This is a genomic window from Streptomyces sp. NPDC001848 (assembly GCF_042891915.1).
Taxonomy (GTDB): Bacteria; Actinomycetota; Actinomycetes; order Streptomycetales; family Streptomycetaceae; genus Streptomyces.
In genome coordinates this window covers 153,428-176,418 of record NZ_JBIATP010000015.1, presented here as the reverse complement: position 1 = coordinate 176,418, position 22,991 = coordinate 153,428, and the positions used below count along the sequence as shown (strand labels likewise).

Here is a 22,991-nt window from a genome sequence, read left to right as displayed (position 1 = left end):
CCCATCCGCCGGTCACCCGTCCGGCTCCTCCGTCGGTCACCTGCGCGTCCCGCCCCGTCGGTGGCCTGACCGTCCCACCTGCTCGGTCACCCGCCCCTCCCGCCCGTTGGTCACCCGTCCGGAGCGCCCGCCGGGCGGCGCCGGGCCGCTCCGTCCATTCTGGGCCCATGAGCCCGAAGACCTCCCGAAGAACCGCGACGAGCGGTGGGACAGACCAGGAGCGGCAGGGTGTCACGCCGCGCAGGGTGGCCGTCCTGGTGCTGGCCGTGCTCCTGCTGGTCTTCGTCTTCGAGAACACACAGCACACCCGGATCCGGCTGCTCGTGCCCCTGGTGACCATGCCGCTGTGGCTGGCGCTGCTCGGCACGGGGGTGATCGGGGCACTGTGCGGGGCCCTTCTCGTCAGCAGACGCCGGTGACCGTGGATCACGTACTGTGTCGCCGTGTCCGATACCCGTGAATATCTCGCCCGAGGCTCCCGCGTGGGCATACGCCACTTCACCCTCGACGACGCGGCCGAGTTCACCGCGCGGGCCCGGGAGAGCAGGGAGCTGCACCATCCGTGGCTGTTCCCGCCGACCACCCCCGGGGAGTACGCCGCCTATGCGGGGCGGCTCATCGACGACCCGACGCGGGCGGGGTTCCTGGTGTGCGAGAGGGAGACCGGGGCCATCGCCGGGTACATCAACATCAACAACATTGTCAGGGGCGGCTTCCAGAGCGGGGCGCTCGGCTACGGCGCCTTCGCGCACGCCGCCGGGCGCGGGCTGATGACGGAGGCGCTGAACCTCGTGGTGCGGTACGCGTTCGGGCCGCTGCGGCTGCACCGGCTGGAGATCAACGCGCAGCCCCGCAACACCGCCTCGATCGCCCTCGCCCGGCGCTGTGGCTTCCGCCTGGAGGGCTTCTCACCTGACATGATCTTCGTCGACGGGGCCTGGCGGGACCACGAACGCTGGGCCATCACCACGGAGATGGTCCGCACCTGAGCGGTATCCCGAGCGGTGACGGCCCCGGTACGACCGTCAGTCCACCGACCGCACGGTGGGCGCCGCGAGGCTCACCGGTCCGCTGCCCGTGCCGCTCTTGCAGGCGTCGTGGCAGTCCTTCTCCAGGCTGCAGCACAGCGAGCAGACCGCGCCGGAGTGGAACGGGCAGCCCGCCATGTCGGGGCGCTCGAAGGTGTCCGCGCACACCGAGCAGGTCAGCGTCGCCGCCGAGGGCACCCCCTGCGCGTCGAGCAGCGGCGCGTCGAGGGCGTCGACGCGGGCGATGTAGTACCTGCCCTTGGTCACCACCGCGAACAGCGGCGAGAGCACCATGGCCAGGAACAGGGCGATGAAGGGGGAGTACGCCTTGCCGTAGGCGCCGAACGCCTCGAAATACGCGGCGATGGACACCGCCGAGGCGATCAGCATCGAGCCGAAGCCGACCGGGTTGAAGTTGTACAGGTGCGCCCGCTTGAACTCGATGTACGACGGGCTGAGCCCCAGCGGCTTGTTGATCACCAGGTCGGCCACGACCGCGCCGATCCACGCGATGGCGACGTTCGAGTAGAAGCCCAGCACCGTGTTGAGGAACCCGAACACGCCGCCTTCCATCAAGGCCAGTGCGATGCCGACATTGAGGAAGATGTAGACGACGCGCCCGGGGTGACGGTGGGTGAGCCGGGAGAAGAAGTTCGACCAGGACAGCGAACCGGAGTACGCGTTCGTGGAGTTGATCTTGATCTGGGACAGGATCACGAAGAACGTCGCGAGCCCGAGTGCGACCGGCGCGGCGAAGGTCCGGAAGCCGTGCACGTACTGCTGGATGGGCTCGTTCGCCTTGGCGAGCCCCACGCTGCCGGCGATGTAGAAGGCCAGGAACGCCCCGCCGATCTGCTTCGCCGCGCCCAGCACCACCCAGCCCGGACCGGCGGACAACACCGCGCCCCACCACTGCCTCGCGTTCTCGGGCGTCTTGTCCGGCATGAAGCGCAGATAGTCGACCTGCTCACCGATCTGGGCGATCAACGACAGGGCCACACCGGCGCCCGCGCCGATCCCCAGCATGCTGATGCTCGACCCGGTGGGCGAGTTGCCCGCGAAGTGGGTGAACTCCGAGAACTTCCCCGGCTCCTGGATCGCGATGGACACGAACGGCGCGACCATCAGCACCAGCCAGATCGGCTGGGTCCACACCTGCATCTTCGACAGCGCCGTCATGCCGTAGACCACCAGTGGCAGGATGATCAGGGAGCAGATGACGTAGCCGATCGCGAGCGGTATGTGCAGCCCGAGTTCCAGGGCCTGCGCCATGATCGAGCCCTCGAGGGCGAAGAAGATGAAGGTGAAGCTGGCGTAGATGACCGAGGTCAGGGTCGAACCCAGATAGCCGAAGCCGGCGCCCCGGGTCAGCAGGTCCATGTCGATGGAGTACTTCGCCGAGTAGTACGAGACCGGGATGCCGGTGAGGAAGATGACGACCGCCGCGGCCAGGATCGCCACCATGGCGCTGGAGAAGCCGTTGGAGATCGCGATGGACCCGCCGATGGCGAAGTCCGCGAGATAGGCGATGCCGCCCAGGGCCGTGGTGGCGACCACGTACGGCGTCCAGCGGCGGAAGGACTTCGGCGCGTAGCGCAGCGAGTAGTCCTCGAGCGTGTCGTTCCGCGTCCAGCCGTTGTACGTCCGGCTCGTGGTGTCCGGCGGCGCCTGCTTGTCGACGATGTCCGTCATGAACCTTCCCTCTTCCGCGAGCTCGCGTCACCTCCCCGACGACCGGGGCAGTGCGGTTGCACGGAAGGGTCCCGCCACCGTGTTTCCCTGCGATTTCGATGCCTTTACGGGGCTGGAGTGCGTCATTCCGTCCGGCGGCGGTCCACGTACTCGTACACCGAACCGTCCGGATGCACGGCGATGAGGTTGCGGCCGACCGGGGTCGGGACGGGGCCGGCGATGATCCGCGCACCGAGGTCGGTCAGCACCCGATGGGCCTCCTCGACGTCCTGCACCGCGATCGTCGCCGCCACCTTGCGCAGGATCTCCAGCTCGGACTCCGGCCCGCTCATCAGCAGGAAACAGCCGACCGCGGCGACCGAGACACCGCCGCGCCCGAAGCGCAGCGCGCGGGCGCCCGTCAGTCTCTCGTAGAACGTGACCGAAGCCTCCAGGTCGTCGACGCAGACACGCAGCGTGGCTCCCAGAATGTCCATGCGCACGAGCCTAGTTGCGGCCGGCCGGGAGGGAGATCGTTTCGCACCGATCCGGGCGCGCACCTGCCGTTACGCGTGCCCGGGCACGGGTACCCGGCGAACATGAACCGCTTGGATCACCTGGAACATCTGGACAAGCATCTGATCGACGAGCTGGCGCAGGTGGCCCGGGAGGCCGTGCGCGACGAGTTGCGCGAGCAGACCCGCAAGCAGCGCCGCACGGCCGCGCTCTACGCGGCCTCGGGCGCCACCGGACTGTACGCGGGCGCCGCGGTGGCGCTCGCCCTCGGCCTGGCGCTGACGCTTGCCCTGCCCGGCTGGGCCGCCGCGCTGATCACGGCGGCGGTGCTCGGCGTGGCCGCCTACCTGCTGCGTGGCGCCGCTCGCACGGGCGGGCACGGTGCCGCGTCGCACCACGCCGCCCACGGCCTCCGCGGTACGCCGCCCGCCGCCCCGCAGAGCGGGCTCGGGACGCCGTACCCGCCGATGCCGCACACCCCGCCCACGCCGGGCGTCACCGACCCGGCCGCGCCGGGTACCGCGGGTCCCGGAGCGGACCCCCGGGCGCCGCACCACCGGGCCCGGTGAGCCGCCGTGGCCAGGGCATGGTCGGGAGCCCTGCCGAAGCACCGCAGGGCAGTCGTGGTGACGGGGGCCAGCGGCGGCGTGGGCCGGGCCACGGCCGTGGCCTTCGCCGCCCGGGGCGACCGGGTCGCTCTGCTCGCCCGAGGGCGCGAGGGCCTCGCGGCGGCCGCGGAGGAGGTGCGCCGCGCCGGGGGTGAGGCGCTCGTCGTCCCCGTCGACGTGTCGGACGCGCGGGCGGTCGAGGACGCGGCGGAGCAGGTCGTCGAGGAGTTCGGACGCATCGACGTCTGGGTCAACAACGCGTTCGCCGGTGTCTTCGCGCGGTTCACGGACATCGCGCCGGACGAGTTCCGCCGGGTCACCGAAGTGACGTACCTGGGCTATGTGTTCGGCACCCGGGCCGCGCTGCGGCACATGCTGCCCGCGGACCACGGGACGATCGTCCAGGTCGGCTCCGCGCTGGCCTACCGGGGCATCCCGCTGCAGTCGGCGTACTGCGGGGCCAAGCACGCGATCCAGGGCTTCAACGAGTCGCTGCGCTGCGAGCTGCTGCACGAGGGTTCGAAAGTACGTACGACGATGGTGCAGATGCCGGCGCTCAACACCCCGCAGTTCGACTGGGTGCTCAGCCGGATGCCGGGGCGGGCGCGGCCGGTGGCGCCGGTCTACCAGCCGGAGGTCGCCGCCCGTGCGATCGTGCACGCGGCCGGGCATCCGCGGCGCCGGGAGTACTGGGTGGGCGGGTCCACGGCGGCCACCCTCATCGCCAACGCCGTGGTCCCGGGGCTGCTGGACCGCTACCTCGCGCGTACGGGGTTCGACTCGCAGCGCGACGAGGGGCAGCACGGCACCGCGGGCAACCTGTGGTCCCCGGCGGACGGACCGCACGGCCACGACTACGGAGCCCACGGCCGCTTCGACGCGGAGTCCCGTCCGGACAGCGTGGAGGAATGGCTGTCCCGCAACCGGACGCGCATCGGAGCGGGAATCCTCGCCGGAGGCCTGGGTGCCGCGGTCACGGCGGCCGGCCTGCGGCGCCGCGGCTGAGCGCATGGCCGAGCGCACGAACACGGCAGGAGCACATGATTGAGCGAATCCCGGGGTGCGGCCCCGGGGTTCGCTCATGTGTTCGTCCGTGTGTGTTCGTCCGTGTTCGGAGTTCGTCCCTGTTCAGTGCGGCAGCTGCGGCAGCACCTTCGCGCGGTAGAAGTCGAAGAAGCCGCGCTGGTCCGGGCCGATCTGATTGACGTGGACCACGTCGAAACCCGCGTCCGCATACGCGGTGAGGGCGGACACGTGTTCGTCCACATTGTCACCGCACACCCTGTTCTCCCGCACCATGTCCTCAGAGACCAGTGGCATCAGCTGCTCGAAGTGCCTCGGCGTCGGCAGCACCTGCCCCATCTCCCCCGGCAGCAACTCGTTGGACCACAGCTCGCGGACCGTGCGCACGCACTCCTCGCGGTCCGTGCCGTAGCAGACCTTCGCGCCGCCGCTCACCGGCTTGCTGCCGCCCCCGCCCTTGCGGAACTGCGTCACCATCGACTCCTCGGGCATCATCGTGATGTAGCCGTCGCCGACGCGCGCCGCCAGTGCCGTCGCCGCGGGCCCGAAACCCGAGATGTCGATCGGGACCGGCTCGTCCGGGATCGTGTACAGCCTGGCGTTCTCCACCTTGTAGTGGCTGCCGTAGTGGGTCACCTGCTCCCCGGTGAACAGCCGCCGCATGATCTGGATCGCCTCTTCCAGCATCTCCAGGCGTACGGTCGTCGGCGGCCACGCGTCACCGAGGATGTGCTCGTTCAGCGCCTCGCCCGTGCCCACGCCCAGCCGGAACCGCCCGCCGGTCATCACCGCGCTGGTGGCGGCGGCCTGCGCCACCACCGCCGGGTGCATCCGCACGGTCGGGCAGGTCACCGCGGTCTCGATCGGCAGCGACACCGCCTCCGAGAGCGCACCGATCACCGACCACACGAACGGGCTCTGACCCTGTGCGTCGTTCCACGGGTGGTAGTGGTCCGAGATCCACAGCCGCTGGAATCCGGCCTGCTCGGCCATCCTCGCCTGCTCGATCAGATCCGCCGGGCCGAACTCCTCGCACGAGAGGAAGTAGCCGTACTCGGTCATGTGGTGAACCTCCGGGGAGGGGTACCGCGTCGGTCACCGGCCGGGTAACCGTGCGGAACATGGACGAAACGCCCGCCCGGCGGCGTTTGGGCGCCCTGACCCGGGGGACGCGGAAGGTCTCGCACGGGTGGCTCATCCGTGCGCCCACCAGGCAGACGACGTACGCGCGAGCACGCCGGAGGCGAATCGTGAGTCGACCCCGCATCCTGATCGTCGGTGCCGGATTCGCCGGGTACCAGACGGCCCGCACCCTGTCCCGGCTGACCCGGCACCGGGCCGACATCACTCTGCTCAACCCGACGGACTACTTTCTGTACCTGCCCCTGCTGCCACAGGTGGCCACGGGCATCCTGGAACCTCGACGGGTCGCCGTCTCGCTCTCCGGCACCCTGCGCCACGTCCGCCTGGTGCTCGGCGAGGCCGACGGAATCGACCTCGACGCGCGCACCGTGCACTACACCGACCCGGAGGGCAACGGCGGCACCCTCGGCTACGACCGGCTCGTCCTCGCCGTCGGCAGCGTCAACAAGCTGCTGCCGATCCCCGGCGTCTCCGAGCACGCCCACGGCTTCCGGGGCATGCCCGAGGCGCTGTACCTGCGCGACCACGTGACCCGCCAGGTCGAGCTGGCGGCCACGTCCGACGACCCCAAGACCTGCGCCGCGCGCTGCACCTTCGTCGTGGTCGGCGCCGGCTACACCGGGACCGAAGTCGCCGCGCAGGGCAAGCGGTTCACCGACGCCCTGGTGCGCAAGCAGCCGCTGCGCCAGGGCATCAAGCCGCGCTGGATGCTGCTCGACATCGCCCCGCGCGTGCTGCCCGATATGGACGAGCGGCTCTCCCGCACCGCCGACCGCGTCCTGCGCAAGCGCGGCGTCGACGTGCGGATGGGCACCTCCGTGAAGGAGGCGACGCACGACGGAGTGCTGCTGACCGACGGGCAGTTCGTCGACACCCGCACCCTGGTGTGGTGCGTCGGCGTACGACCCGACCCGCTCGTGGAGGGCCTCGGCAAGCCCCTGGAGCGCGGCCGGCTGCTCGTCGACCCCTACCTCCAGGTGCCGGGGCACCCCGAGGTGTTCGCCTGCGGTGACGCGGCCGCCGTACCCGACCTGGAGAAACCCGGCCAGTACACGCCGATGACGGCGCAGCACGCCTGGCGGCACGGCAAGGTCTGCGCGCGCAACGTCGCCGCCTCCCTCGGCATCGGCTCCCGGCGCGCCTACCGCCACCGCGACCTGGGCTTCGTCGTGGACCTCGGCGGCCCGCAGGCCGCCGCGGACCCGCTCGGCATCCCCCTGTCGGGGCCGCTCGCCTCGGCCGTCACGCACGGCTACCACCTCGCCGCGATGCCCGGCAACCGCATCCGGGTCGCCGCCGACTGGCTCCTGGACGCCGTACTGCCGCGCCAGGCCGTCCAGCTCGGACTGGTCCGTTCCTGGTCCGTGCCGTTGGAGTCGTCCTCGCCCGAACTGGCCCGCGTACCGGGCGGCAACAACCAGCCCGGAAGGGAGGAAGACACATGAACCCCCGTCATCTCCACGAGCTCGCCCAGCAACTGCGCGTCGACAGCGTCCGCGCCTCCGCCGCGGCCGGCTCCGGGCACCCCACCTCCTCGATGTCCGCCGCGGACCTGATGGCCGTCCTGCTGGCCCACCACCTCCGCTACGACTTCGAACGGCCCGCCCACCCCGGCAACGACCGGTTCATCCTCTCCAAGGGGCACGCCTCACCCCTCCTCTACGCCGCCTACAAGGCCGCAGGTGCGATCAACGAGACCGAGCTGCTCACCTTCCGCAAGCTCGGCAGCCGCCTGGAGGGGCACCCCACGCCCCGCCGACTGCCCTGGGTGGAGACGGCCACCGGCTCGCTCGGCCAGGGGCTGCCCGTCGGGGTCGGCATCGCACTCGCCGGGCAGCGGCTGGACCGCACCGGCTACCGGGTCTGGGTGCTGTGCGGTGACAGCGAACTCGCCGAGGGCTCCGTGTGGGAGGCCGCCGAGCACGCCGGGTACGAGCACCTGGACAACCTGATCGCGATCGTCGACGTCAACCGGCTCGGCCAGCGCGGACCCACCCGCCACGGCCACGACCTGGACGCCTACGCACGCCGCTTCAAGGCATTCGACTGGCACACGGTGGAGGTCGACGGCCACGACGTGGAGGCCATCGACCGCGCCTTCGCCGAGGCCGAGTCCACCGCCGGACAGCCCACCGTCATACTCGCCCGCACCCTCAAGGGCAAGGGCGTCACCGCCGTCCAGGACCGCGAGGGCCAGCACGGCAAGCCGCTGCCGGACGCCGACGAGGCGATCGCGGAACTCGGCGGCGTACGCGACCTCCACGTCGAGGTGCAGGCGCCGCCCGCCGCCCGCGTGCTGCACGCCGTGCAGAGCGGCCACCTGGAGCTGCCGCGCTACGACATCGGCGACGAGGTCGCCACCCGCGACGCCTACGGCCAGGCGCTCGCCGCGCTCGGCAACGCGCGCGGCGACGTGGTCGCCCTCGACGGCGAGGTCGGCGACTCCACCCGGTCGGAGTACTTCGGCAAGGAGCATCCCGAGCGCTACTTCGAGTGCTACATCGCCGAACAGCAGATGGTCGCCGCCGCCGTCGGCATGGCCGCGCGCGGCTGGGTGCCGTACGCCTCCACGTTCGCCGCGTTCCTCACCCGTGCCCACGACTTCGTGCGCATGGCCTCGATCAGCGGCTCGGGCCTCAACCTCGTCGGCTCGCACGCCGGCTGCGCCATCGGCCAGGACGGCCCCTCGCAGATGGGCCTCGAGGACCTCGCCATGTTCCGATCGGTGTACGACTCGACCGTCCTGTACCCGTGCGACGCCAACCAGACCGCCAAGCTCGTCGCCGCGATGGCGGGCCGCGAGGGCATCCACTACCTGCGCACCTCGCGCGGGAAGACCCCGGTCATCTACGGGCCCACCGAGGAGTTCCCCGTCGGCGGCAGCAAGGTGCTGCGTGCCTCCTTCGAGGACCGGCTCACGATCGTGGCCGCCGGGGTCACCGTCCACGAGGCGCTGAAGGCCGCCGACGCCCTGGCCGAACAGGGCATCCCGGTGCGGGTCATCGACCTGTACTCGGTCAAGCCGGTCGACCGCGAGACCCTGCGCGAGGCCGCCAACCGCACCGGCTGCCTGCTGACCGTGGAGGACCACCGCGAGGAGGGCGGCCTCGGCGACGCGGTCCTCGACGCCTTCCTCGACGGGCGGCCCGTACCGCGTCTGGTGCGGCTCGCCGTCCGTACGATGCCCGGCTCGGCGACCCCCGAGGAGCAGCTGCACGCCGCGGGCATCGACGCCGAGTCGATCGCCGCCTCGGCGCGGCTGCTGGTGGAGCACGCCGTGGTGCCGTGACCGGGGGAAGCGACATGAACAGCACGCGGACCGTGCGGGCCGGCCATCGCACGGTCGAGGTGCACCGGCCGGACAAGGTGCTCTTCCCCGGCGACGGGGGCAGGGACGGCAAGGAGTACACCAAGGCCGACCTCGTGGCCTACTACCGCTCCGCCGCCCCCTTCATGCTGCCGCACCTGCGCGGCCGGCCTCTGATGCTGGAGCGGCATCCGGACGGCGTGGACGGGCCCCGCTTCATGCAGAAGAACACCCCGGAGCACTACCCGGAGTGGATCCACCGCGCCGAACTGCCCAAGGAGGGCGGCACCGTCTGCCACACCGTCTGCGACGACACCGCCACCCTCCTCTACCTCGCCGACCAGGCCTGCCTCACGCTGCACCGCTGGCTCTCCCGCGCCGACCGGCCCGAGCGTCCCGACCGGATCGTGTTCGACCTCGACCCGGCGGACGACGACTTCGGCCGGGTACGCGAGGCCGCACGGCTCGTGGGGGAGCTGCTGGACGAACTGCGGCTGCCGTCCGGTCTGATGACGACCGGTTCGCGGGGCCTGCACGTGGTCGTTCCGGTCAGCGGCGACCACGACTTCGACGAGGCACGCCAGTTCGCGAGGGACGTCGCCGACGTCCTCGCCGCCGCCCACCCCGACCTGCTCACCACCGCCGCCCGCAAGAAGGACCGCGGTGCGCGCCTCTACCTCGATGTGCAGCGCAACGCGTACGCGCAGACCGCCGTCGCCCCCTTCACCGTACGGGCGCTGCCGGGCGCCCCGGTCGCCACGCCGCTGTCCTGGGGCCAGTTGGACGACCCGGATCTGAACGCCCGCCGCTGGACCATCGCCGACGCGGTGGACCAGGCCCGCACCGACCCCTGGGCGGACGTGCCCTCCCGGGGACGCTCCCTCGGGCCCGCCCGGCGGCGGCTCGACGGCCTGCGCGGTTGAAGTCCCGGACATCGAAGGTTTGGCCAACGCCTTTGCGGCCACCCGGTGGTCGAGGTGGCCATGTCGAACACATCACGCACACATGCACGAAACTCTCCCGAGAACAGCGACCGGGCGGACGGCCGGCCGAGCCCCATGGAGGTGCTGCGCAACGCGCGCGCACAGTTCACGGAGCTCACCGGCCTGGCCGCCGAGTCCGTGTCGTCCTTCGAACAGACCGAGGACGGCTGGACGCTCGAGATGGAGGTCCTGGAACTCGCCAGGGTCCCCGACACCATGAGTCTGCTCGCGAGCTACCAGGTGGAGGTCTCCGCCGACGGTGAGCTCACCGGATACCGGCGCGTTCGCCGTTACGAACGCGGGAGGGCCGATCCGCGCAGGGGCGGCGGCAGTTAGCCCGCCGCACGCACCGACACACAGACAAGGAGGACCGGTCGGCATGACCGTTGTCCCGGCACAACAGACTTCCGGAGGCGGCTCCAGCGGCCTGTACGACGTCCTGGAACTGGTCCTCGACCGAGGACTCGTCATCGACGCGTTCGTCCGCGTGTCCCTCGTCGGAATCGAAATCCTGAAGATCGACGTCCGGGTCGTCGTCGCCAGCGTCGACACCTATCTGCGCTTCGCCGAGGCGTGCAACCGGCTCGACCTGGAGGCCGGTCCGCGCAAGAACCCCGGACTGCCCGACCTGGTCGGGGAGATGACCGAGTCCGGCGCGCGCGGCAAGTCCAAGGGTGCCCTGTCCGGAGCCGCCGAGACCATCTCGGACGCCTTCCGGCAGGCCCGCGAGGAGGCGCAGGCCGAACCGAGCCGGCGCACCCGTAAGTCGACGGCCTCGCGGGAGAAGGAGGAGCAGGAGTGAGCACGTACGTCTACGGCATCGCCGCGGCCGACCACCCCTCGCTCCCCGACGGGATGGGCGGGGTCGGCGACCCCGCCCGGACGGTACGCATCCTGAAGCGGGACGAACTGGCGGCGATCGTCAGTGACGCGCCCGAGGGGCTGCGCCCCAAGCGCCGTGACCTGCTCGCCCACCAGAACGTACTGAGCGAGGCGGCCGCGGGCGGCCCGATCCTGCCCATGCGGTTCGGCAGCCTGGCACCGGACGACGACGCCGTCACCGGCGTTCTCGAAGAGCGCGCCGGCCACTACCGGGAGCGGCTCGGCACCCTGGACGGCAAGGTCGAGTACAACATCAAGGCCAGCCACGACCAGGAGGCCGTCCTGCACCGCGTGATGGCCGAGAACCCCGAGGTCCGGTCCCTGGCGGAAGCCAACCGCAAGGCGGGCGGCGGGAGTTACGAGGAGAAGCTCAGGCTCGGCGAGATGGTGGCGGCCGCGGTGCAGAGCCGCGAGGCCGAGGACGCCAGGGAGCTCCAGCGTGCCCTGGAGCCGGCCGCCGAGGCCGTCAGCGTGGGTCCCGAGTCCACCGGCTGGCTCGCCAACGTCTCGTTCCTGGTGGCGCGGGACGCGGCCGACGTGTTCCTGACCGCCGTGGAACAGCTCCGCAAGGCGCATCCGCACCTCGAAGTGCGGGTCAACGGGCCGCTGCCGCCGTACAGCTTCGTCGAGCCGGGACCGTCCGAGCCCGCGGGCAGCCGGACGGCCGCCGCCCAGGGGTGAGCGCATGGGCCTGATCGGTGAGGTGCTGCTGCTGCCGTTCGCCCCGGTGCGCGGCAGCCTCTGGGCGGTGAGACAGGTGCTCGCCGAGGCCGAGCGACAGTACTACGACCCCGCGGCCGTCCGCGCCGAACTCGCACGGCTGGAGGAGAGGCTGGACGCCGGGGAGATCGACGAGGAGGAGTTCGACCGGCTGGAGGACGCGCTCCTGGACCGGCTGGAGACCGGCCTGGGGCGCGGCCGGGGAACAGCCGACGGGACGACGACACGATGAACCGACTGGAACTCGGCCTCGCCCTGGGCATCGCCTACGCCCTGGGGCGCAGGAGCAGGACGAAGACGCTGGATACGACCCGTACGACGACGGCCGGTCGCGACCCGGCCGTCGAGCGCCTGGAGCGGGAGGTGCGGGCCTATCTGCTGACGCGGGCCCAGCCCCTGCTGGCCGCTGCCGGGCGCAGCCTCGGCGCGCTCAGCGTCAGGCTCAGCGACGTCGCCGAGGGCAACAGCCCAGCGCTCAGGCGGGTCGCACTCGCCGTGGGCCGCCATGTCACCCGGAGCCGGGCCCGGTCGCTCCCCGCGGCCGGGCCCGAGCCCGCGCCCCGGGAACTCGAGGAGGGGAGCGGCCCGTGACCACCCCAGGACGACTGCCCGAGCCCTACGGGCAGGGCGGCGGCGCCAACCTCGCCGACATTCTCGAACGCGTCCTCGACAAGGGCGTGGTGATCGCCGGCGACATCCGGATCAACCTGCTCGACATCGAACTGCTCACCATCAAGCTCCGCCTCGTCGTCGCGTCCGTCGACCGGGCGAAGGAGATGGGCATCGACTGGTGGGAGACCGACCCGGCGCTGTCGTCCCGCGCCCGCAACAACGAACTCGCCCGGGAGAACGCCGAGCTGCGCGACCGGCTAACCGAACTGGAGGGCGCGCGCGGCGAGAAGGAGGCTCCGTGAACGGACTGCGGTACGTGTACGCCGTCTGCCGCCCCTTTCACGCGGCGCTCGAGGACGGCCCGGCGGGCGTCGCGGGCGTGCCGCCCCGGCAGTTGGCGCACGACGGCCTGGTCGCCGTCGTCAGCACGGTCCCCGAGCGGGACTTCGCCGAGGAGCCGCTCCGCGCCCATCTGGAGGACCTGGACTGGCTGGCCGCCACCGCGCGCGCCCACCAGGGCGTCGTGGACGCGCTCACCGCCGTCACCACGCCCCTGCCGCTGCGGCTCGCCACGGTGTTCCGGGACGACAGCGGCGTACGCGCCATGCTCCAGGAGCGCGCGGACGACTTCCACCGCGCCCTCGACCGCCTCGACGGCCGGGTCGAATGGGGCGTCAAGGTGTACGCACAGCCTGACCGGACGGAAGAGAACGAAAGGGCTCCCGAGCCCCGGAAACCGGTCTCCGGCCGGGACTATCTGCGGCAGCGCCGGGTGCGCCAACACGCCCACGAGGAAATGCGGGAGAACACGGAACGGTTCGCACACCGACTGCATGAGACTCTCGCCGGCCGTGCCGAGGATTTCCGTCTGCACGCCCCGCAGAATCCCGCACTCTCCGGTACTTCCGGTCGCAATGTGCTCAACGCGGCCTATCTTGTGCCGCGTTCCGAGTCCGAGGCGTTCGTGGCAAAAGTGGGGCAGGAGAAAAGCGGAATTCCCGGGGTCCGGGTCGAACTCACCGGCCCCTGGGCGGCGTACTCGTTCAGCGGCGTCGAGGGGCGGGAGGAGCCGTGACCGCCGGCGGACTTCAGCACCGCCAGGTCGCGCTGGTGGACCTGCTCGACCGGCTGCTGGCCGGCGGCGTCGTCATCACGGGCGACCTCACCCTGCGCATCGCGGACGTGGACCTCGTCCGTATCGACCTCAACGCGCTGATCAGCTCGGTCGGCGGCCAGGTGCCGGCCCCCTGGCCGGAGGAACGGTGACATGAGCAGCGGACGCAACCGACTCGACCTGGAACCCGACACGGTGGAGCGCGACCTGGTCAAGCTCGTGCTGACCGTGGTCGAGCTGCTGCGGCAGCTCATGGAGCGGCAGGCGTTGCGCAGGTTCGACACCGGTGAGCTGACGGAGGACCAGGAGGAGCGCATCGGGCTCACCCTGATGCTGCTCGAGGACCGCATGGCGGAACTCCGCGAGCGCTACGGACTGCGGCCCGAGGACCTGAATCTGGACCTCGGGCCGCTGGGAACATTGTTGCCGCGGGAGTGATCGCCGACGGATCACGGGAATCACCGGGATCAACGGATCACGGGAACGAGGTGCCCGGGCGGATCGCCGCCCGGGCACCGCCGATTCACCAGCGATACCATCGGCCCCGGCCGCCGGCCGCTGTGGTGCCGCGCACCAGGAAGCCCAGCAGCCAGACCACCAGCACCGCCAGGGCGATCCACCACAGTGCCTTCACCGCGAATCCGACGCCGAAGAGAATCACGGCCAGCAGCAGAACGAGCAGGATCGGAACCATAATCACACCTCCTGTCGTTCAAGTTTCCCGAACTGCGAGAATCAGACTTCTTTCCGGCAGAGAATTTCTCCGTGCAGCACCGAGAACCATCCGTCCTCGTGCCGGCCCCATTCCCGCCAGGCCGCAGAAACGGCCCGCAGTTCTTCCGCGGTCGCATGGCCACCACCTATCGCCCGGTCGGCGTACGCCGAGGCGAGCGTGCGGTCCGCCCACAGCCCGCTCCACCAGGCCCGCTCTTCGGCGGTGGCGAAGGTCCAGGTGCCGGAGGTGGTGGTGACGTCCCTGATACCGGCCCGCAGTGCCCAGGACTTCAGGCGCCGCCCCGCGTCGGGCTCCCCTCCGTTGGCGCGGGCGACACGCTCGTACAGCTCCAGCCAGTCGTCCAGGCCCTGCGACGCCGGATACCAGGTCATGGCGCCGTAGTCGGCGTCACGCGCGGCGATGAAACCACCCGGCCGGGTGACCCGGTGCATCTCGCGCAGCGCCTGCACCGGGTCGCCCACGTGCTGGAGCACCTGGTGGGCGTGGACCACGCAGAACGTGTCGTCCGGGTACTGCAGCGCGTGCACGTCCGCGACCGCGAAGTCCACGTTGGTGACCCCGCGGGCCTCGGCCGCCGCCCGGGCCTGGTCCAGAATCTCCGGCGCGCGGTCGACACCGGTGACATGACCGTCGGGAACCAGGGCGGCCAGGTCCGCGGTGATGGTGCCCGGCCCGCAGCCGATGTCCAGGATCCTCATGTGCGGCTTCAGCGAGCCGAGGAGGTACGCCGCGGAGTTGGCGGCGGTCCGCCAGGTGTGCGAGCGCAGCACGGACTCGTGGTGGCCGTGCGTGTAGACGGCCGTCTCCTTCGGCATGGCGATCCTCTTCCCCTCGTACGGGCCCCGGGCGTTGCCGCGGGGCGGTACGCGTCACGGTAGGCGATCGAACCGAATAATGAGACTTCTATCTTGCAATGTGGACAGCAGTGTTGGTGCGCGTGCTCTGAAGCCGGGTGGCGCGGGGATCAGCCGGCGGCGGGCAACGGCCGGTAGACGGTCAGCGCCTCGGGCAGGGCCTCGAGGGTCACCTCGCCCTGGACGGCCGTGACCTCTCCGTCGTAGGCGAGCAGGGTGCCGGGGGCGACCCCGTCCAGGTGCAGCCGCCGCACCCGTACGGCCGCGTGGAACGGTGAGCGCGACAGCGGGCCCGCGAACGCGGCCGCCAGCAGACGGGCGGCGGGCCGACGCCCGCCGTGCACGACCCGCACGTCGAGCAGCCCGTCGGCCAGGTCGTGGCGGCGGCCGGGCACCAGGCCCATGCGGTGGTAGGTGCCGTTGCCCGCGAACAGCAGCCACAGCGGGTGGGTACGGTCACCGACGCGTACGGCCAGGGGATGGCGGTCGGCGCGCAGGACGCGCAGGGCGGCGAGAACTCCGGCCGGCCAGCCGCCGATCCGGGGCGACCAGCGCTCCCGTTCGCGCACCAGCTCCGGGTACACGCCGAGGCTGCAGGTGTTGAGGAAGCAGCCCTGTGTCTCACCCGAGGTGAACCGGCCCACGTCGACCCGGACGGCGTCGCCCCGCGTGAGGGCGCCCACCAGGTCACCGGGGTCCTCCACGCCGAGGTCGAGCGCGAAGTGGTTCAGGGTGCCGCCCGGGAACACGGCGAGCGGGAGGCCGTGGCGCAGGGCGACGGCCGCCGCCGTGTTCACGGTGCCGTCGCCGCCGCACACGCCGAGCACCCGGGCGCGAGCCGCCGCCTTCTCCAATTCGGTGCGCACATCGGGTGGTTCGCACTCCACGATCTCGGTGCCGGGGAGCGCGTCCGTGAGGGCGCGTACCCGGTCCCAGGTCGCCGCGCCCTTGTTCACGACGACCACGAGCCCCGTGCCGTCGTCGAGCGCGGGCGCGAGGGGTTCCGGCGCGGCGGCGGCCTCCGGGGAGCGCCGGCGGCCGGGCGGCGGGAGGAGATCACGGGTCGGGACGAGGCCCCGTACGGCGTAGGCGGCGCCCACGCCGAGGGCCGCGCCCGCGAGGACATCGCTCGGGAAGTGGACGCCGGTGTAGACGCGGGAGACGGCGACGGCGGTGGCGAGCGGCGCGACGGCGGCACCCCAGCCGCGCGACTCCAGGGCGACACCGGTGGCGAACGCGGCGGCCGAGGCGGAGTGACCGGACGGGAAGGAAGTGGTGATCGGCTGCCGCTTGAGCCGGCGCACGGCCGGGACCGGATCGAGGACGGGACGGGGGCGACGGACCGACCGCTTGCCGAGGGTGTTGATGGTGGCGGAGGCGAGCGCGAGGGAGGCGACACCACGGGCGGCCGCGCGGCGGGCCCGGGGGCTGCGGGTGGCGGCGAGGGCGGCGGCGGTGGCGAACCACAGCACGCCGTGGTTGGCGGCCCGGCTGAGGCGGGGGAGCAGGGGGTCGGCACCGGGCCAGTGGCGGGCGGCGACGGCCTCGAACAGGCGGCAGTCGAGGCCGAGGAGGCGGTTGCGGAGGGGGTGGGGGCCGGGGGGCTGGGTGGTGAGGTCGACGTCAGGGCTCATGGCCCTGCGGGTACCCCGACGGAACGATTTCGCCCCCGCCGCGCCACCGTACCCGTCCCTGGGAGCTGCCGCCCCCAGCCCCCGCTTCGGCCTGGACGGCTCCGTCCTCAAGCGCCGGACGGGCCGAGAAGTGCCCGCCAGGCGCACCGCCCGCGCAGCCTGGCGGGCGGTGCGCCTGGCCCACGCCGGGCGTGCGCCAGGCGCCGCCTACGCCCAGCGCAGCAACGCGCCCACTCCGCCGACCGGGCCTTCCTGGCCCCTGGCGGCCGTCACCGAGACGGCCACCGCGCCCGTCTCCACCGCCGACCGCAGCAGCGCGTCGTCCGCGCGGGCCGACCAGGCGTGCCGCTCGCCCACCGCCTTGAGATCCGTGCGGCGCACGGCGACCTGGTCCGGGTCCTCGCCGATCCACACCTCACGGCGGGTGTCCGGGCCCTCCGGATTGATCAGAAGTTCGTCGATACGGTGTTCGCGTGCCGCCTCGACCACCGCCGGCACGCCCTCGACCGCGCCCGCACGCCCCTCCTCGTCCGGGGCTCGGGCGGCCAGGAATCGTTCCAGCTCCTGTTCGGCGCGGCGCTGCACATGCTCCGTGCGGATCCGCTCCACCTCCTCGTCCAGCAGCCGGCTGCCCGCACCGTGCGTCGTCTCGACCACCTGGTCCTGGAGCCGCCGCGGCAGCCGCTCGTGCACGGAGCGCCTCTCGCGCTCCTCGCCGACGAGGACCACCAGGTCGGCGCCGGTCTCCTCCTGGCAGACGGCGAGCGCGTCCGCGATCTCCGCCGCGTTGTGCTCCCAGGTGTTCTCCACGCGCAGCTGGAAGTGGCGTACCGACCAGTCGGCGCTGCTCGTACGGTGCAGCGGATGCTGCTTGCCGGTCACCGACCCGGCCTGATGGCTGCCCAGGGCCCCGCGCAGCTCGAACTCGGCGCCCTTGCGGTCGATGTACGCCACCACGCACACCGGTTCCTCGTTCGCGAGCTCCAGCAACGGCGCCGTGTGCGGCAGCGTGGCCCACAGCGCGGAGGAGCCCTGCGGCGGCGCGGCCAGCGGCGGATCGAGGACCACCTCGCCCGCACGGGCGAACAGGGCCCTGCCGTGTGGCTCGGGGGAGTGGGCCAGGTCCTCGACGGCGGACCGCACGGCCCGGCACGTCGGCTCGTCCGCGCCCTGCTCGGCGAGTTCCCGGTACAGGGACTGAGCGGTGAGGGAGCGTTCGTGAGGTGTGGACTCCGTATGCCGGGAGGTGTCGACGTACACGGAGGCCCAGGGGCCGGCATGTTCGTACAGTGGATGAAGAAAGGCGAGATCCATGGCTCCCTCCCGGATGCCGCTCGGGTATTGCTCTTGCCGGGCGGGTACCCGGACCGCACCGACGAACACGACGAGCGGGGTACCACGATGACCGGAGTCGACCCGGGCCGGCTGACCGACCAGCAGCTCATGAAAGAGCTGGAGACGATCCACCGCACGCGCCACGACACACTGCTCCACGGCTCGAACGACGCGCTGCGCGCGCACAACGACCGGATGGCGCAACTGGAGGGCGAATACCTCCGCCGCCATCCGCGCCGCCTGACCACGGCCGGCCGCACCCGTGACGGCGCCCGGGAGCGCGGCACCTGCGAAGAGGCCCAGGAAGCCGAACCGACCCGCTGACCACCTGCGCGAAAACCCGCCCTGCGGGCGCCCGAGGGGGCCACTGGGCGGGTCCTGTCCGGTTGTACCGCCCGGTCGGGCGATGGTCAGGGGGTGTGCCTGCGACGGTTCACGCCGCGAACTCCCTCACGATCGCCTCGTCGAAGGCCTTCAGATCGTCCGGCTTCCGGCTGGTGATCAGCAGGTTGCCGTCGCGGTCGATGTGCACCTGCTCGTCGACCCAGGTGCCGCCCGCGTTGCGGACGTCCGTCTTGAGGCTCGGCCACGAGGTCAGGGTGCGGCCCCGTACGACGTCGGCCTCGATCAGGGTCCACGGGCCGTGGCAGATCGCCGCGACCGGCCGCCCCTGGTCGAAGAACGCCCGGACGAAAGACACCGCCTGCTCGTCCGTCCGCAGGAAGTCGGGGTTCGCCACCCCGCCCGGCAGCACCAGCCCGTCGAAGGACTCGGCCGGCACCTCACCGACCACCGCCTCCACCGGGAAGGTGTCCGCCTTGTCCAGGTGGTTGAACGCCTGTACCTGTCCCGGTTTCGTCGACACCAGGACGGGCTGGTGGCCGGCGTCCTTCACCGCCTGCCACGGCTCGGTCAGTTCCACCTGCTCCACGCCCTCGGGCGCGGTCAGGAACGCGATACGCATGATGTTCACCGTCCTTCCTCATGCCCGTGCCTGTCACACGGCCTGGTCCTCCGCCTGCCACACGGCCTCGTCGCCCGTCGCCTCCAGCACCTTCTCGCCCCGCGCCCGGCGCCGCCCGGCCCGCAGACAGCGCAGCAACTCCTCGCCGTAGGGCAGCGCGACACACGCGCCGATCGCCGCCGTGACGCCCAGCAGGTAGCCCCGCGGCAGCGGCCGGCGCCGCCGCACCAGCCGCCAGGCGCGCGCGTCGCCCCGGCCGCCGCGCAGCAGCGACCGCACCTGGTCGGAGTGCAGACACCCGAGCGCCGTGAGCGCCGCGAACGGCAGCGACTCCAGGAAGCTGTGGATGTGCTGCTCCACCGGCTTGACCTCCCGGTCGCTGTCCTCGGCGGTCCGTACGTCCCACAGCGCGGTCGCCTCGTGCACCGCGGTCCCGGCCAACTGCACGCACAGCAGCAGCGGGTTGACCTCGTAGCGCAGGGTGAGCGCGATGGGCACGCCCACTTCGGTCATCATCAGCGCGTGGATCAACGACTCCTTCGTACCGGACGTCTCCTCGATCCTGGTGCGCCGGTGCATCACCCAGTCGGCGAGGCCCGGCGCGAACCAGAACGGCAGCAGCCCGTACAGCAGGTAGCGGGTCGTCGCGTCGCCGACGTCCACGGTGGCGCCGTAGTCGCTGACCCGGTCGGCCCGGCCCCGGCGGATCATGCCGGTCACCCGCTCGGCCGCGCTCACACCGGCACCCCGCCGCGCCCGCCTCCGGGCTCGGCCTGGCTGATGTCCGCGAGCACCGACGCCGGGTCCTGCGCGACCGCAAGGTCGCCCAGGCTCACCATGCCCACCGGCCGACCGCCCTGGACGACCGGCAGCCGACGCACGGCATGCCCGCGCATCAGGTCCACGGCCGTGGACACGGGATCGTCGGGGCCGACCACCACCGGGTCCGGGGTGCACACCGCCCGGGCGCTCACGGTCAGCGGGTCGGCGCCGTCCGCGACGGCCCGCAGCGCGATGTCACGGTCCGTGAGCACGCCGACGACGTGCCCGTCCTCGGCGACCAGGACGTCCCCGATGTCCTCGGCGCGCATCAGTTGCGCCGCCTCCACCAGGGAGGCGTCCGGGAGGACCGCCACGACGCCCGGCGTCATGACCTCCCTGACGAAATCAGCCATTGGCCTGCTGTCCTTTCCTGCTTCCCCGCGCCCGGCAGGGGGTGGGTGCGTCAGCGGGACGACGCCCGCAGTACCCGCGCGTCGGACGCCTATGCGCCGCGCCCCGCCCCTTCGCCGCCGACGATCGCCTCGGCGAGCTCCTGGGCGTTGGCGTAGCGCGACGAGCGCGGCAGCCGCTCCAGGGGCGCGACGAGCGCGTCCGGGGCGTGGTGGCGGCGCAGGGCGTCGATCAGTTCGGGCGGGCGGCCCGGGAACGCCGTACGCCCCAGGATCCGTGCCAGCTCGAAACGCACATCGGCCACCGACCGCGCGCCGCCCGGAATCACCGGACCGGCCCACACCGCGGGGTCGTCGTCGGCGGCAGGCTCGGGATCGTGCCACTCCTCGGTCCGCGTCGGGTGGCCGGAGCGCAGCAGCCCCTGGAGTTCGTGCTTCATCTCGTCGTCGCGGTGGACGTTCAGCCGGTCGCTGCCTCGCTGCATGAGTCCCTCCAAATGTCGCGTGGCCCCCGCGTGTACCCGAGGGGCGGCCATCGACACGGCCGTGCGGCGGGTGATGGTCCGCTTCCGGCCGTGTCCGGTCCCGATACGGCTCCTCACGACTCCTTGTCTCCGCGTCCGGGCAGGAACTCCTGCACCTTCGCCTTGAAGCCCTGGCGGATCATTCCGGCGCGGTCCGCGTCACCCTTGAGGATCGAGGCCGCCGTGGCCTGCATCTGCTCCCAGCTGGCGTGCGGCGGGATCGGCGGCACCGCCGGGTCGGTCAGGAACTCGACGACCGCCGGGCCGTCGGCCTCCAGACCCGCGCGCCAGCCCGCCTCGACGTCCTCCGGCTTCTCCACCCGGACGCCGGTCAGGCCCAGGGAGCGGGCGAACGCGGCGTACTGCACGTCGGGGATCTCCTGCGACGGCAGGAAGGACGGGGCGCCCTCCATCGCGCGCATCTCCCACGTCACCTGGTTCAGGTCGTGGTTGTTCCACACACCCACCACCAGCCGCGGGTCCTCCCAGCGGTCCCGGTACTTCGCCGCCGTGATCATCTCCGCGAGGCCGTTCATCTGCATCGCCCCATCACCGACCAGCGCGATCACCGGCCGGTCGGGGTGGGCGAACTTCGCGCCGATCGCATACGGCACCCCGCTGCCCATCGTCGCCAGCGTCCCGGACAGCGATCCACGCATACCGGGCCGCATCGTCAGGTGCCGTGCGTACCAGTTCGCCACCGAACCCGAGTCGGAGGTGATGATCGCGTTGTGCGGCAGCATCGGGTCCAGGGCGCGGGCCACGTACTCCGGGTTGATCGGGTCCGCGGACAGCTCCGCCCGCTTCTGCATGACCTCGTGCCAGCGGGACACGTTCGCGCACACCGTGTCGAACCACTCGCGGCCGCGGTCCTTGTCCAGCAGCGGGACGAGGCGCTGCAGGGTCGCCCTGGCGTCGCCGACGAGGTTCACCTCGTACGGGTAGCGCATGCCGATCATGTGCGGGTCGATGTCGATCTGCACGGCCCGCGCCTTGCCGAAGTCCGGCATGAACTGCGTGTACGGGAACGACGAGCCGATGGTGAGCAGGGTGTCGCAGTCGCGCATCAGCTCGTACGAGGGGCGGGTGCCCAGCAGCCCGATCGAGCCCGTGACGTACGGCAGCTCGTCGCTGAGCACGTCCTTGCCGAGCAGCGCCTTCGCCACGCCCGCGCCCAGCAGCTCGGCGATCTGCTGCACCTCGGTCACCGCGCCGGCCGCGCCCTGGCCGATCAGGATGGCCACCTTGTCGCCGGCGTTGAGGACCTCCGCGGCCTTCTCCAGGGACTCCTGCGAGGGGACCGCCGTCCACGCGCTGCGGCCGAGGCTGGAGGGGACCATCTTGAACTCGTGCGTCGGCGGCGAGTAGTCCAGCTCCTGCACGTCACCGGGGATGATCAGGGCCGTGGGGGCGCGGCGCGCGTACGCGGTGCGGATCGCGCGGTCCAGCACGTTCGGCAGCTGCTCGGGGACCATCACGGTCTCCACGAAGTCCGAGGCCACGTCCTTGAACAGGGTGTGCAGGTCGACTTCCTGCTGGTAGGAGCCGCCCATCGCGGTGCGGTGCGTCTGACCGACCAGCGCGAGCACGGGCACATGGTCGAGCTTGGCGTCGTACAGGCCGTTGAGCAGGTGGATCGCGCCGGGTCCCGAGGTGGCCGCGCACACACCGAGACGGCCGCTGAACTTGGCGTAGCCGACCGCCTCGAACGCGGCCATCTCCTCGTGCCGCGCCTGCAGGAACCGCGGCCGGTCCTCGGCGCGGCCCCAGGCGGCGAGCAGCCCGTTGATGCCGTCGCCGGGGTAGCCGAAGACTTGCTCCACGCCCCACTCGCGCAAACGCGCCAGGACGTGGTCGGCGACCTTGGTGGCCATCGGGAACCTCCGGTGGGAAGAGGGGGCGTAGGGATCGCACCTGTCGAGTCACCCGGCCGGTGCGGGGAAAACCTGCCGCGGGAACCGGTGGGCGCGGGCGCCGGGGACGGCGGGGCAGGCCTTCCGGTGCGGCGCCGCCGGTGGCCGGGTGTCCGCGAGGTGTCCGTGCGCCGGGGGCCGGTGGCACGCCCCCGCAGCCGTCGAAGGCGCCGGGGCGGCACGGCTCCCGCGTGATGCATCGCGCGGCACGCCCAGGCGGGGCCGAGGACTTTCGGAAGACCGGTGTTTGCG

At 72.0% G+C, this 22,991-nt stretch carries 29 protein-coding genes; 17 read left to right on the top strand and 12 right to left on the bottom strand.

Features of this window, described 5'->3' with window-relative positions:
- Nucleotides 1-167: 167 nt before the first annotated feature.
- Nucleotides 168-419: a LapA family protein gene (locus ACFYZJ_RS28995; RefSeq protein ID WP_388572756.1), complete on the top strand. Its 252-nt coding sequence runs from the start codon at nt 168-170 to the stop codon at nt 417-419.
- Between the two features lie 24 nt (nt 420-443).
- Nucleotides 444-989, top strand: coding sequence for a GNAT family N-acetyltransferase (locus tag ACFYZJ_RS28990; protein WP_388572754.1), 546 nt, complete (start codon nt 444-446; stop codon nt 987-989).
- A gap of 36 nt (nt 990-1,025) precedes the next feature.
- Here the strand turns inward: ACFYZJ_RS28990 and ACFYZJ_RS28985 are convergent, their stop codons facing one another.
- Together ACFYZJ_RS28985 and ACFYZJ_RS28980 are read right to left on the bottom strand one after the other, a co-directional pair.
- The gene (locus tag ACFYZJ_RS28985; RefSeq protein ID WP_388572752.1) at nt 1,026-2,720 is read right to left on the bottom strand and encodes a purine-cytosine permease family protein; all 1,695 of its coding nucleotides are present in this window, start codon (nt 2,718-2,720) and stop codon (nt 1,026-1,028) included.
- Between the two features lie 122 nt (nt 2,721-2,842).
- Nucleotides 2,843-3,196 (bottom strand): VOC family protein, encoded by a 354-nt coding sequence (locus ACFYZJ_RS28980; RefSeq protein ID WP_388572750.1) that lies wholly within the window; start codon nt 3,194-3,196, stop codon nt 2,843-2,845.
- Between the two features lie 102 nt (nt 3,197-3,298).
- Between ACFYZJ_RS28980 and ACFYZJ_RS28975 the strand changes: the two genes are divergently transcribed.
- Nucleotides 3,299-3,784 (top strand): phage holin family protein, encoded by a 486-nt coding sequence (locus ACFYZJ_RS28975; protein ID WP_388572749.1) that lies wholly within the window; start codon nt 3,299-3,301, stop codon nt 3,782-3,784.
- 6 nt (nt 3,785-3,790) lie between these two features.
- Entirely contained in the window at nt 3,791-4,828 is a 1,038-nt protein-coding gene (locus tag ACFYZJ_RS28970) for an SDR family oxidoreductase (RefSeq protein WP_388572747.1), read from the top strand.
- A 123-nt stretch (nt 4,829-4,951) separates the two neighbouring features.
- On the opposite strand, the gene ACFYZJ_RS28965 is transcribed toward ACFYZJ_RS28970, so the two are convergent.
- Nucleotides 4,952-5,908 (bottom strand): LLM class F420-dependent oxidoreductase, encoded by a 957-nt coding sequence (locus tag ACFYZJ_RS28965; RefSeq protein ID WP_388572745.1) that lies wholly within the window; start codon nt 5,906-5,908, stop codon nt 4,952-4,954.
- A gap of 188 nt (nt 5,909-6,096) precedes the next feature.
- On the opposite strand from ACFYZJ_RS28965, the gene ACFYZJ_RS28960 reads away from it, so the two are divergent.
- Genes ACFYZJ_RS28960 through ACFYZJ_RS28905 form a run of 12 tightly spaced genes read left to right on the top strand, consistent with a single transcriptional unit; the run spans nt 6,097 to nt 14,045 of the window.
- Nucleotides 6,097-7,434 (top strand): NAD(P)/FAD-dependent oxidoreductase, encoded by a 1,338-nt coding sequence (locus tag ACFYZJ_RS28960; RefSeq protein ID WP_388572743.1) that lies wholly within the window; start codon nt 6,097-6,099, stop codon nt 7,432-7,434.
- Nucleotides 7,431-9,278, top strand: coding sequence for a transketolase (locus ACFYZJ_RS28955; protein ID WP_388572742.1), 1,848 nt, complete (start codon nt 7,431-7,433; stop codon nt 9,276-9,278). The genes ACFYZJ_RS28960 and ACFYZJ_RS28955 overlap by 4 nt, the downstream gene beginning before the upstream one ends.
- Nucleotides 9,279-9,292: 14 nt before the next feature.
- Nucleotides 9,293-10,219, top strand: coding sequence for a non-homologous end-joining DNA ligase (gene ligD, locus ACFYZJ_RS28950; protein WP_388572741.1), 927 nt, complete (start codon nt 9,293-9,295; stop codon nt 10,217-10,219).
- A 60-nt stretch (nt 10,220-10,279) separates the two neighbouring features.
- Nucleotides 10,280-10,615 (top strand): gas vesicle protein, encoded by a 336-nt coding sequence (locus tag ACFYZJ_RS28945; RefSeq protein WP_388572740.1) that lies wholly within the window; start codon nt 10,280-10,282, stop codon nt 10,613-10,615.
- A gap of 43 nt (nt 10,616-10,658) precedes the next feature.
- Entirely contained in the window at nt 10,659-11,081 is a 423-nt protein-coding gene (locus ACFYZJ_RS28940; RefSeq protein WP_388572739.1) for a gas vesicle structural protein GvpA, read from the top strand.
- Nucleotides 11,078-11,842, top strand: a complete 765-nt coding sequence (locus tag ACFYZJ_RS28935) for a GvpL/GvpF family gas vesicle protein (RefSeq protein ID WP_388572737.1) — start codon at nt 11,078-11,080, stop codon at nt 11,840-11,842. Before ACFYZJ_RS28940 ends, ACFYZJ_RS28935 begins: the two co-directional genes overlap by 4 nt.
- 4 nt (nt 11,843-11,846) lie before the next feature.
- Nucleotides 11,847-12,113, top strand: coding sequence for a gas vesicle protein GvpG (locus tag ACFYZJ_RS28930; protein ID WP_388572735.1), 267 nt, complete (start codon nt 11,847-11,849; stop codon nt 12,111-12,113).
- Complete coding sequence (locus ACFYZJ_RS28925; RefSeq protein WP_388572734.1) at nt 12,110-12,472, top strand: hypothetical protein; 363 nt, start codon at nt 12,110-12,112, stop codon at nt 12,470-12,472. Before ACFYZJ_RS28930 ends, ACFYZJ_RS28925 begins: the two co-directional genes overlap by 4 nt.
- Nucleotides 12,469-12,795 (top strand): gas vesicle protein, encoded by a 327-nt coding sequence (locus ACFYZJ_RS28920; protein ID WP_388572732.1) that lies wholly within the window; start codon nt 12,469-12,471, stop codon nt 12,793-12,795. Before ACFYZJ_RS28925 ends, ACFYZJ_RS28920 begins: the two co-directional genes overlap by 4 nt.
- Nucleotides 12,792-13,568: a GvpL/GvpF family gas vesicle protein gene (locus tag ACFYZJ_RS28915; protein ID WP_388572730.1), complete on the top strand. Its 777-nt coding sequence runs from the start codon at nt 12,792-12,794 to the stop codon at nt 13,566-13,568. Before ACFYZJ_RS28920 ends, ACFYZJ_RS28915 begins: the two co-directional genes overlap by 4 nt.
- Entirely contained in the window at nt 13,565-13,759 is a 195-nt protein-coding gene (locus tag ACFYZJ_RS28910) for a gas vesicle protein (protein ID WP_388572728.1), read from the top strand. The genes ACFYZJ_RS28915 and ACFYZJ_RS28910 overlap by 4 nt, the downstream gene beginning before the upstream one ends.
- A gap of 1 nt (nt 13,760) precedes the next feature.
- A complete protein-coding gene (locus tag ACFYZJ_RS28905; protein WP_388572726.1) occupies nt 13,761-14,045 on the top strand; it encodes a gas vesicle protein K in 285 nt (94 codons plus the stop codon).
- An 85-nt stretch (nt 14,046-14,130) separates the two neighbouring features.
- Here ACFYZJ_RS28905 and ACFYZJ_RS28900 read toward each other — a convergent pair whose 3' ends face one another.
- The 4 genes from ACFYZJ_RS28900 to ACFYZJ_RS28885 all read right to left on the bottom strand — a co-directional run bounded on the left by ACFYZJ_RS28900 (nt 14,131) and on the right by ACFYZJ_RS28885 (nt 18,145).
- Nucleotides 14,131-14,301, bottom strand: coding sequence for a hydrophobic protein (locus tag ACFYZJ_RS28900; protein WP_388572724.1), 171 nt, complete (start codon nt 14,299-14,301; stop codon nt 14,131-14,133).
- A 41-nt stretch (nt 14,302-14,342) separates the two neighbouring features.
- On the bottom strand, nt 14,343-15,158 hold the full coding sequence (locus tag ACFYZJ_RS28895) for a class I SAM-dependent methyltransferase (RefSeq protein ID WP_388572723.1): 816 nt from the start codon (nt 15,156-15,158) through the stop codon (nt 14,343-14,345).
- A 149-nt stretch (nt 15,159-15,307) separates the two neighbouring features.
- On the bottom strand, nt 15,308-16,831 hold the full coding sequence (locus ACFYZJ_RS28890) for a bifunctional phosphatase PAP2/diacylglycerol kinase family protein (RefSeq protein WP_388572720.1): 1,524 nt from the start codon (nt 16,829-16,831) through the stop codon (nt 15,308-15,310).
- Between the two features lie 207 nt (nt 16,832-17,038).
- On the bottom strand, nt 17,039-18,145 hold the full coding sequence (locus tag ACFYZJ_RS28885) for a Vms1/Ankzf1 family peptidyl-tRNA hydrolase (RefSeq protein ID WP_388572718.1): 1,107 nt from the start codon (nt 18,143-18,145) through the stop codon (nt 17,039-17,041).
- 87 nt (nt 18,146-18,232) lie between these two features.
- On the opposite strand from ACFYZJ_RS28885, the gene ACFYZJ_RS28880 reads away from it, so the two are divergent.
- Complete coding sequence (locus tag ACFYZJ_RS28880; RefSeq protein WP_388572717.1) at nt 18,233-18,490, top strand: DUF6158 family protein; 258 nt, start codon at nt 18,233-18,235, stop codon at nt 18,488-18,490.
- Between the two features lie 109 nt (nt 18,491-18,599).
- Here ACFYZJ_RS28880 and ACFYZJ_RS28875 read toward each other — a convergent pair whose 3' ends face one another.
- The 5 genes from ACFYZJ_RS28875 to ACFYZJ_RS28855 all read right to left on the bottom strand — a co-directional run bounded on the left by ACFYZJ_RS28875 (nt 18,600) and on the right by ACFYZJ_RS28855 (nt 22,700).
- Nucleotides 18,600-19,130, bottom strand: a complete 531-nt coding sequence (locus tag ACFYZJ_RS28875) for a type 1 glutamine amidotransferase domain-containing protein (protein ID WP_388572867.1) — start codon at nt 19,128-19,130, stop codon at nt 18,600-18,602.
- A gap of 33 nt (nt 19,131-19,163) precedes the next feature.
- Nucleotides 19,164-19,841 carry a diguanylate cyclase gene (locus ACFYZJ_RS28870; protein WP_388572865.1) on the bottom strand — a complete coding sequence of 226 codons (678 nt, stop codon included), beginning with the start codon at nt 19,839-19,841 and terminating at the stop codon, nt 19,164-19,166.
- Between the two features lie 23 nt (nt 19,842-19,864).
- Nucleotides 19,865-20,305 (bottom strand): CBS domain-containing protein, encoded by a 441-nt coding sequence (locus ACFYZJ_RS28865; RefSeq protein WP_388572715.1) that lies wholly within the window; start codon nt 20,303-20,305, stop codon nt 19,865-19,867.
- 89 nt (nt 20,306-20,394) lie between these two features.
- The gene (locus ACFYZJ_RS28860; protein WP_388572713.1) at nt 20,395-20,787 is read right to left on the bottom strand and encodes a DUF2795 domain-containing protein; all 393 of its coding nucleotides are present in this window, start codon (nt 20,785-20,787) and stop codon (nt 20,395-20,397) included.
- Nucleotides 20,788-20,900: 113 nt separating this feature from the next.
- Complete coding sequence (locus ACFYZJ_RS28855) at nt 20,901-22,700, bottom strand: thiamine pyrophosphate-requiring protein (protein ID WP_388572711.1); 1,800 nt, start codon at nt 22,698-22,700, stop codon at nt 20,901-20,903.
- Nucleotides 22,701-22,991 lie beyond the last annotated feature (291 nt).

What these genes read in the sequence shown, in the direction of transcription:
- ACFYZJ_RS28995 (WP_388572756.1), top strand. Translation starts at nt 168, where the DNA reads ATGAGCCCGAAGACCTCCCGAAGAACCGCGACGAGCGGTGGGACAGAC.
- ACFYZJ_RS28985 (WP_388572752.1), bottom strand. Translation starts at nt 2,720, where the DNA reads ATGACGGACATCGTCGACAAGCAGGCGCCGCCGGACACCACGAGCCGG.
- ACFYZJ_RS28980 (WP_388572750.1), bottom strand. Translation starts at nt 3,196, where the DNA reads ATGGACATTCTGGGAGCCACGCTGCGTGTCTGCGTCGACGACCTGGAG.
- ACFYZJ_RS28975 (WP_388572749.1), top strand. Translation starts at nt 3,299, where the DNA reads ATGAACCGCTTGGATCACCTGGAACATCTGGACAAGCATCTGATCGAC.
- ACFYZJ_RS28965 (WP_388572745.1), bottom strand. Translation starts at nt 5,908, where the DNA reads ATGACCGAGTACGGCTACTTCCTCTCGTGCGAGGAGTTCGGCCCGGCG.
- ACFYZJ_RS28955 (WP_388572742.1), top strand. Translation starts at nt 7,431, where the DNA reads ATGAACCCCCGTCATCTCCACGAGCTCGCCCAGCAACTGCGCGTCGAC.
- ligD (WP_388572741.1), top strand. Translation starts at nt 9,293, where the DNA reads ATGAACAGCACGCGGACCGTGCGGGCCGGCCATCGCACGGTCGAGGTG.
- ACFYZJ_RS28945 (WP_388572740.1), top strand. Translation starts at nt 10,280, where the DNA reads ATGTCGAACACATCACGCACACATGCACGAAACTCTCCCGAGAACAGC.
- ACFYZJ_RS28940 (WP_388572739.1), top strand. Translation starts at nt 10,659, where the DNA reads ATGACCGTTGTCCCGGCACAACAGACTTCCGGAGGCGGCTCCAGCGGC.
- ACFYZJ_RS28930 (WP_388572735.1), top strand. Translation starts at nt 11,847, where the DNA reads ATGGGCCTGATCGGTGAGGTGCTGCTGCTGCCGTTCGCCCCGGTGCGC.
- ACFYZJ_RS28925 (WP_388572734.1), top strand. Translation starts at nt 12,110, where the DNA reads ATGAACCGACTGGAACTCGGCCTCGCCCTGGGCATCGCCTACGCCCTG.
- ACFYZJ_RS28905 (WP_388572726.1), top strand. Translation starts at nt 13,761, where the DNA reads ATGAGCAGCGGACGCAACCGACTCGACCTGGAACCCGACACGGTGGAG.
- ACFYZJ_RS28900 (WP_388572724.1), bottom strand. Translation starts at nt 14,301, where the DNA reads ATGGTTCCGATCCTGCTCGTTCTGCTGCTGGCCGTGATTCTCTTCGGC.
- ACFYZJ_RS28895 (WP_388572723.1), bottom strand. Translation starts at nt 15,158, where the DNA reads ATGCCGAAGGAGACGGCCGTCTACACGCACGGCCACCACGAGTCCGTG.
- ACFYZJ_RS28890 (WP_388572720.1), bottom strand. Translation starts at nt 16,831, where the DNA reads ATGAGCCCTGACGTCGACCTCACCACCCAGCCCCCCGGCCCCCACCCC.
- ACFYZJ_RS28885 (WP_388572718.1), bottom strand. Translation starts at nt 18,145, where the DNA reads ATGGATCTCGCCTTTCTTCATCCACTGTACGAACATGCCGGCCCCTGG.
- ACFYZJ_RS28880 (WP_388572717.1), top strand. Translation starts at nt 18,233, where the DNA reads ATGACCGGAGTCGACCCGGGCCGGCTGACCGACCAGCAGCTCATGAAA.
- ACFYZJ_RS28875 (WP_388572867.1), bottom strand. Translation starts at nt 19,130, where the DNA reads ATGCGTATCGCGTTCCTGACCGCGCCCGAGGGCGTGGAGCAGGTGGAA.
- ACFYZJ_RS28870 (WP_388572865.1), bottom strand. Translation starts at nt 19,841, where the DNA reads ATGATCCGCCGGGGCCGGGCCGACCGGGTCAGCGACTACGGCGCCACC.
- ACFYZJ_RS28865 (WP_388572715.1), bottom strand. Translation starts at nt 20,305, where the DNA reads ATGGCTGATTTCGTCAGGGAGGTCATGACGCCGGGCGTCGTGGCGGTC.
- ACFYZJ_RS28860 (WP_388572713.1), bottom strand. Translation starts at nt 20,787, where the DNA reads ATGCAGCGAGGCAGCGACCGGCTGAACGTCCACCGCGACGACGAGATG.
- ACFYZJ_RS28855 (WP_388572711.1), bottom strand. Translation starts at nt 22,700, where the DNA reads ATGGCCACCAAGGTCGCCGACCACGTCCTGGCGCGTTTGCGCGAGTGG.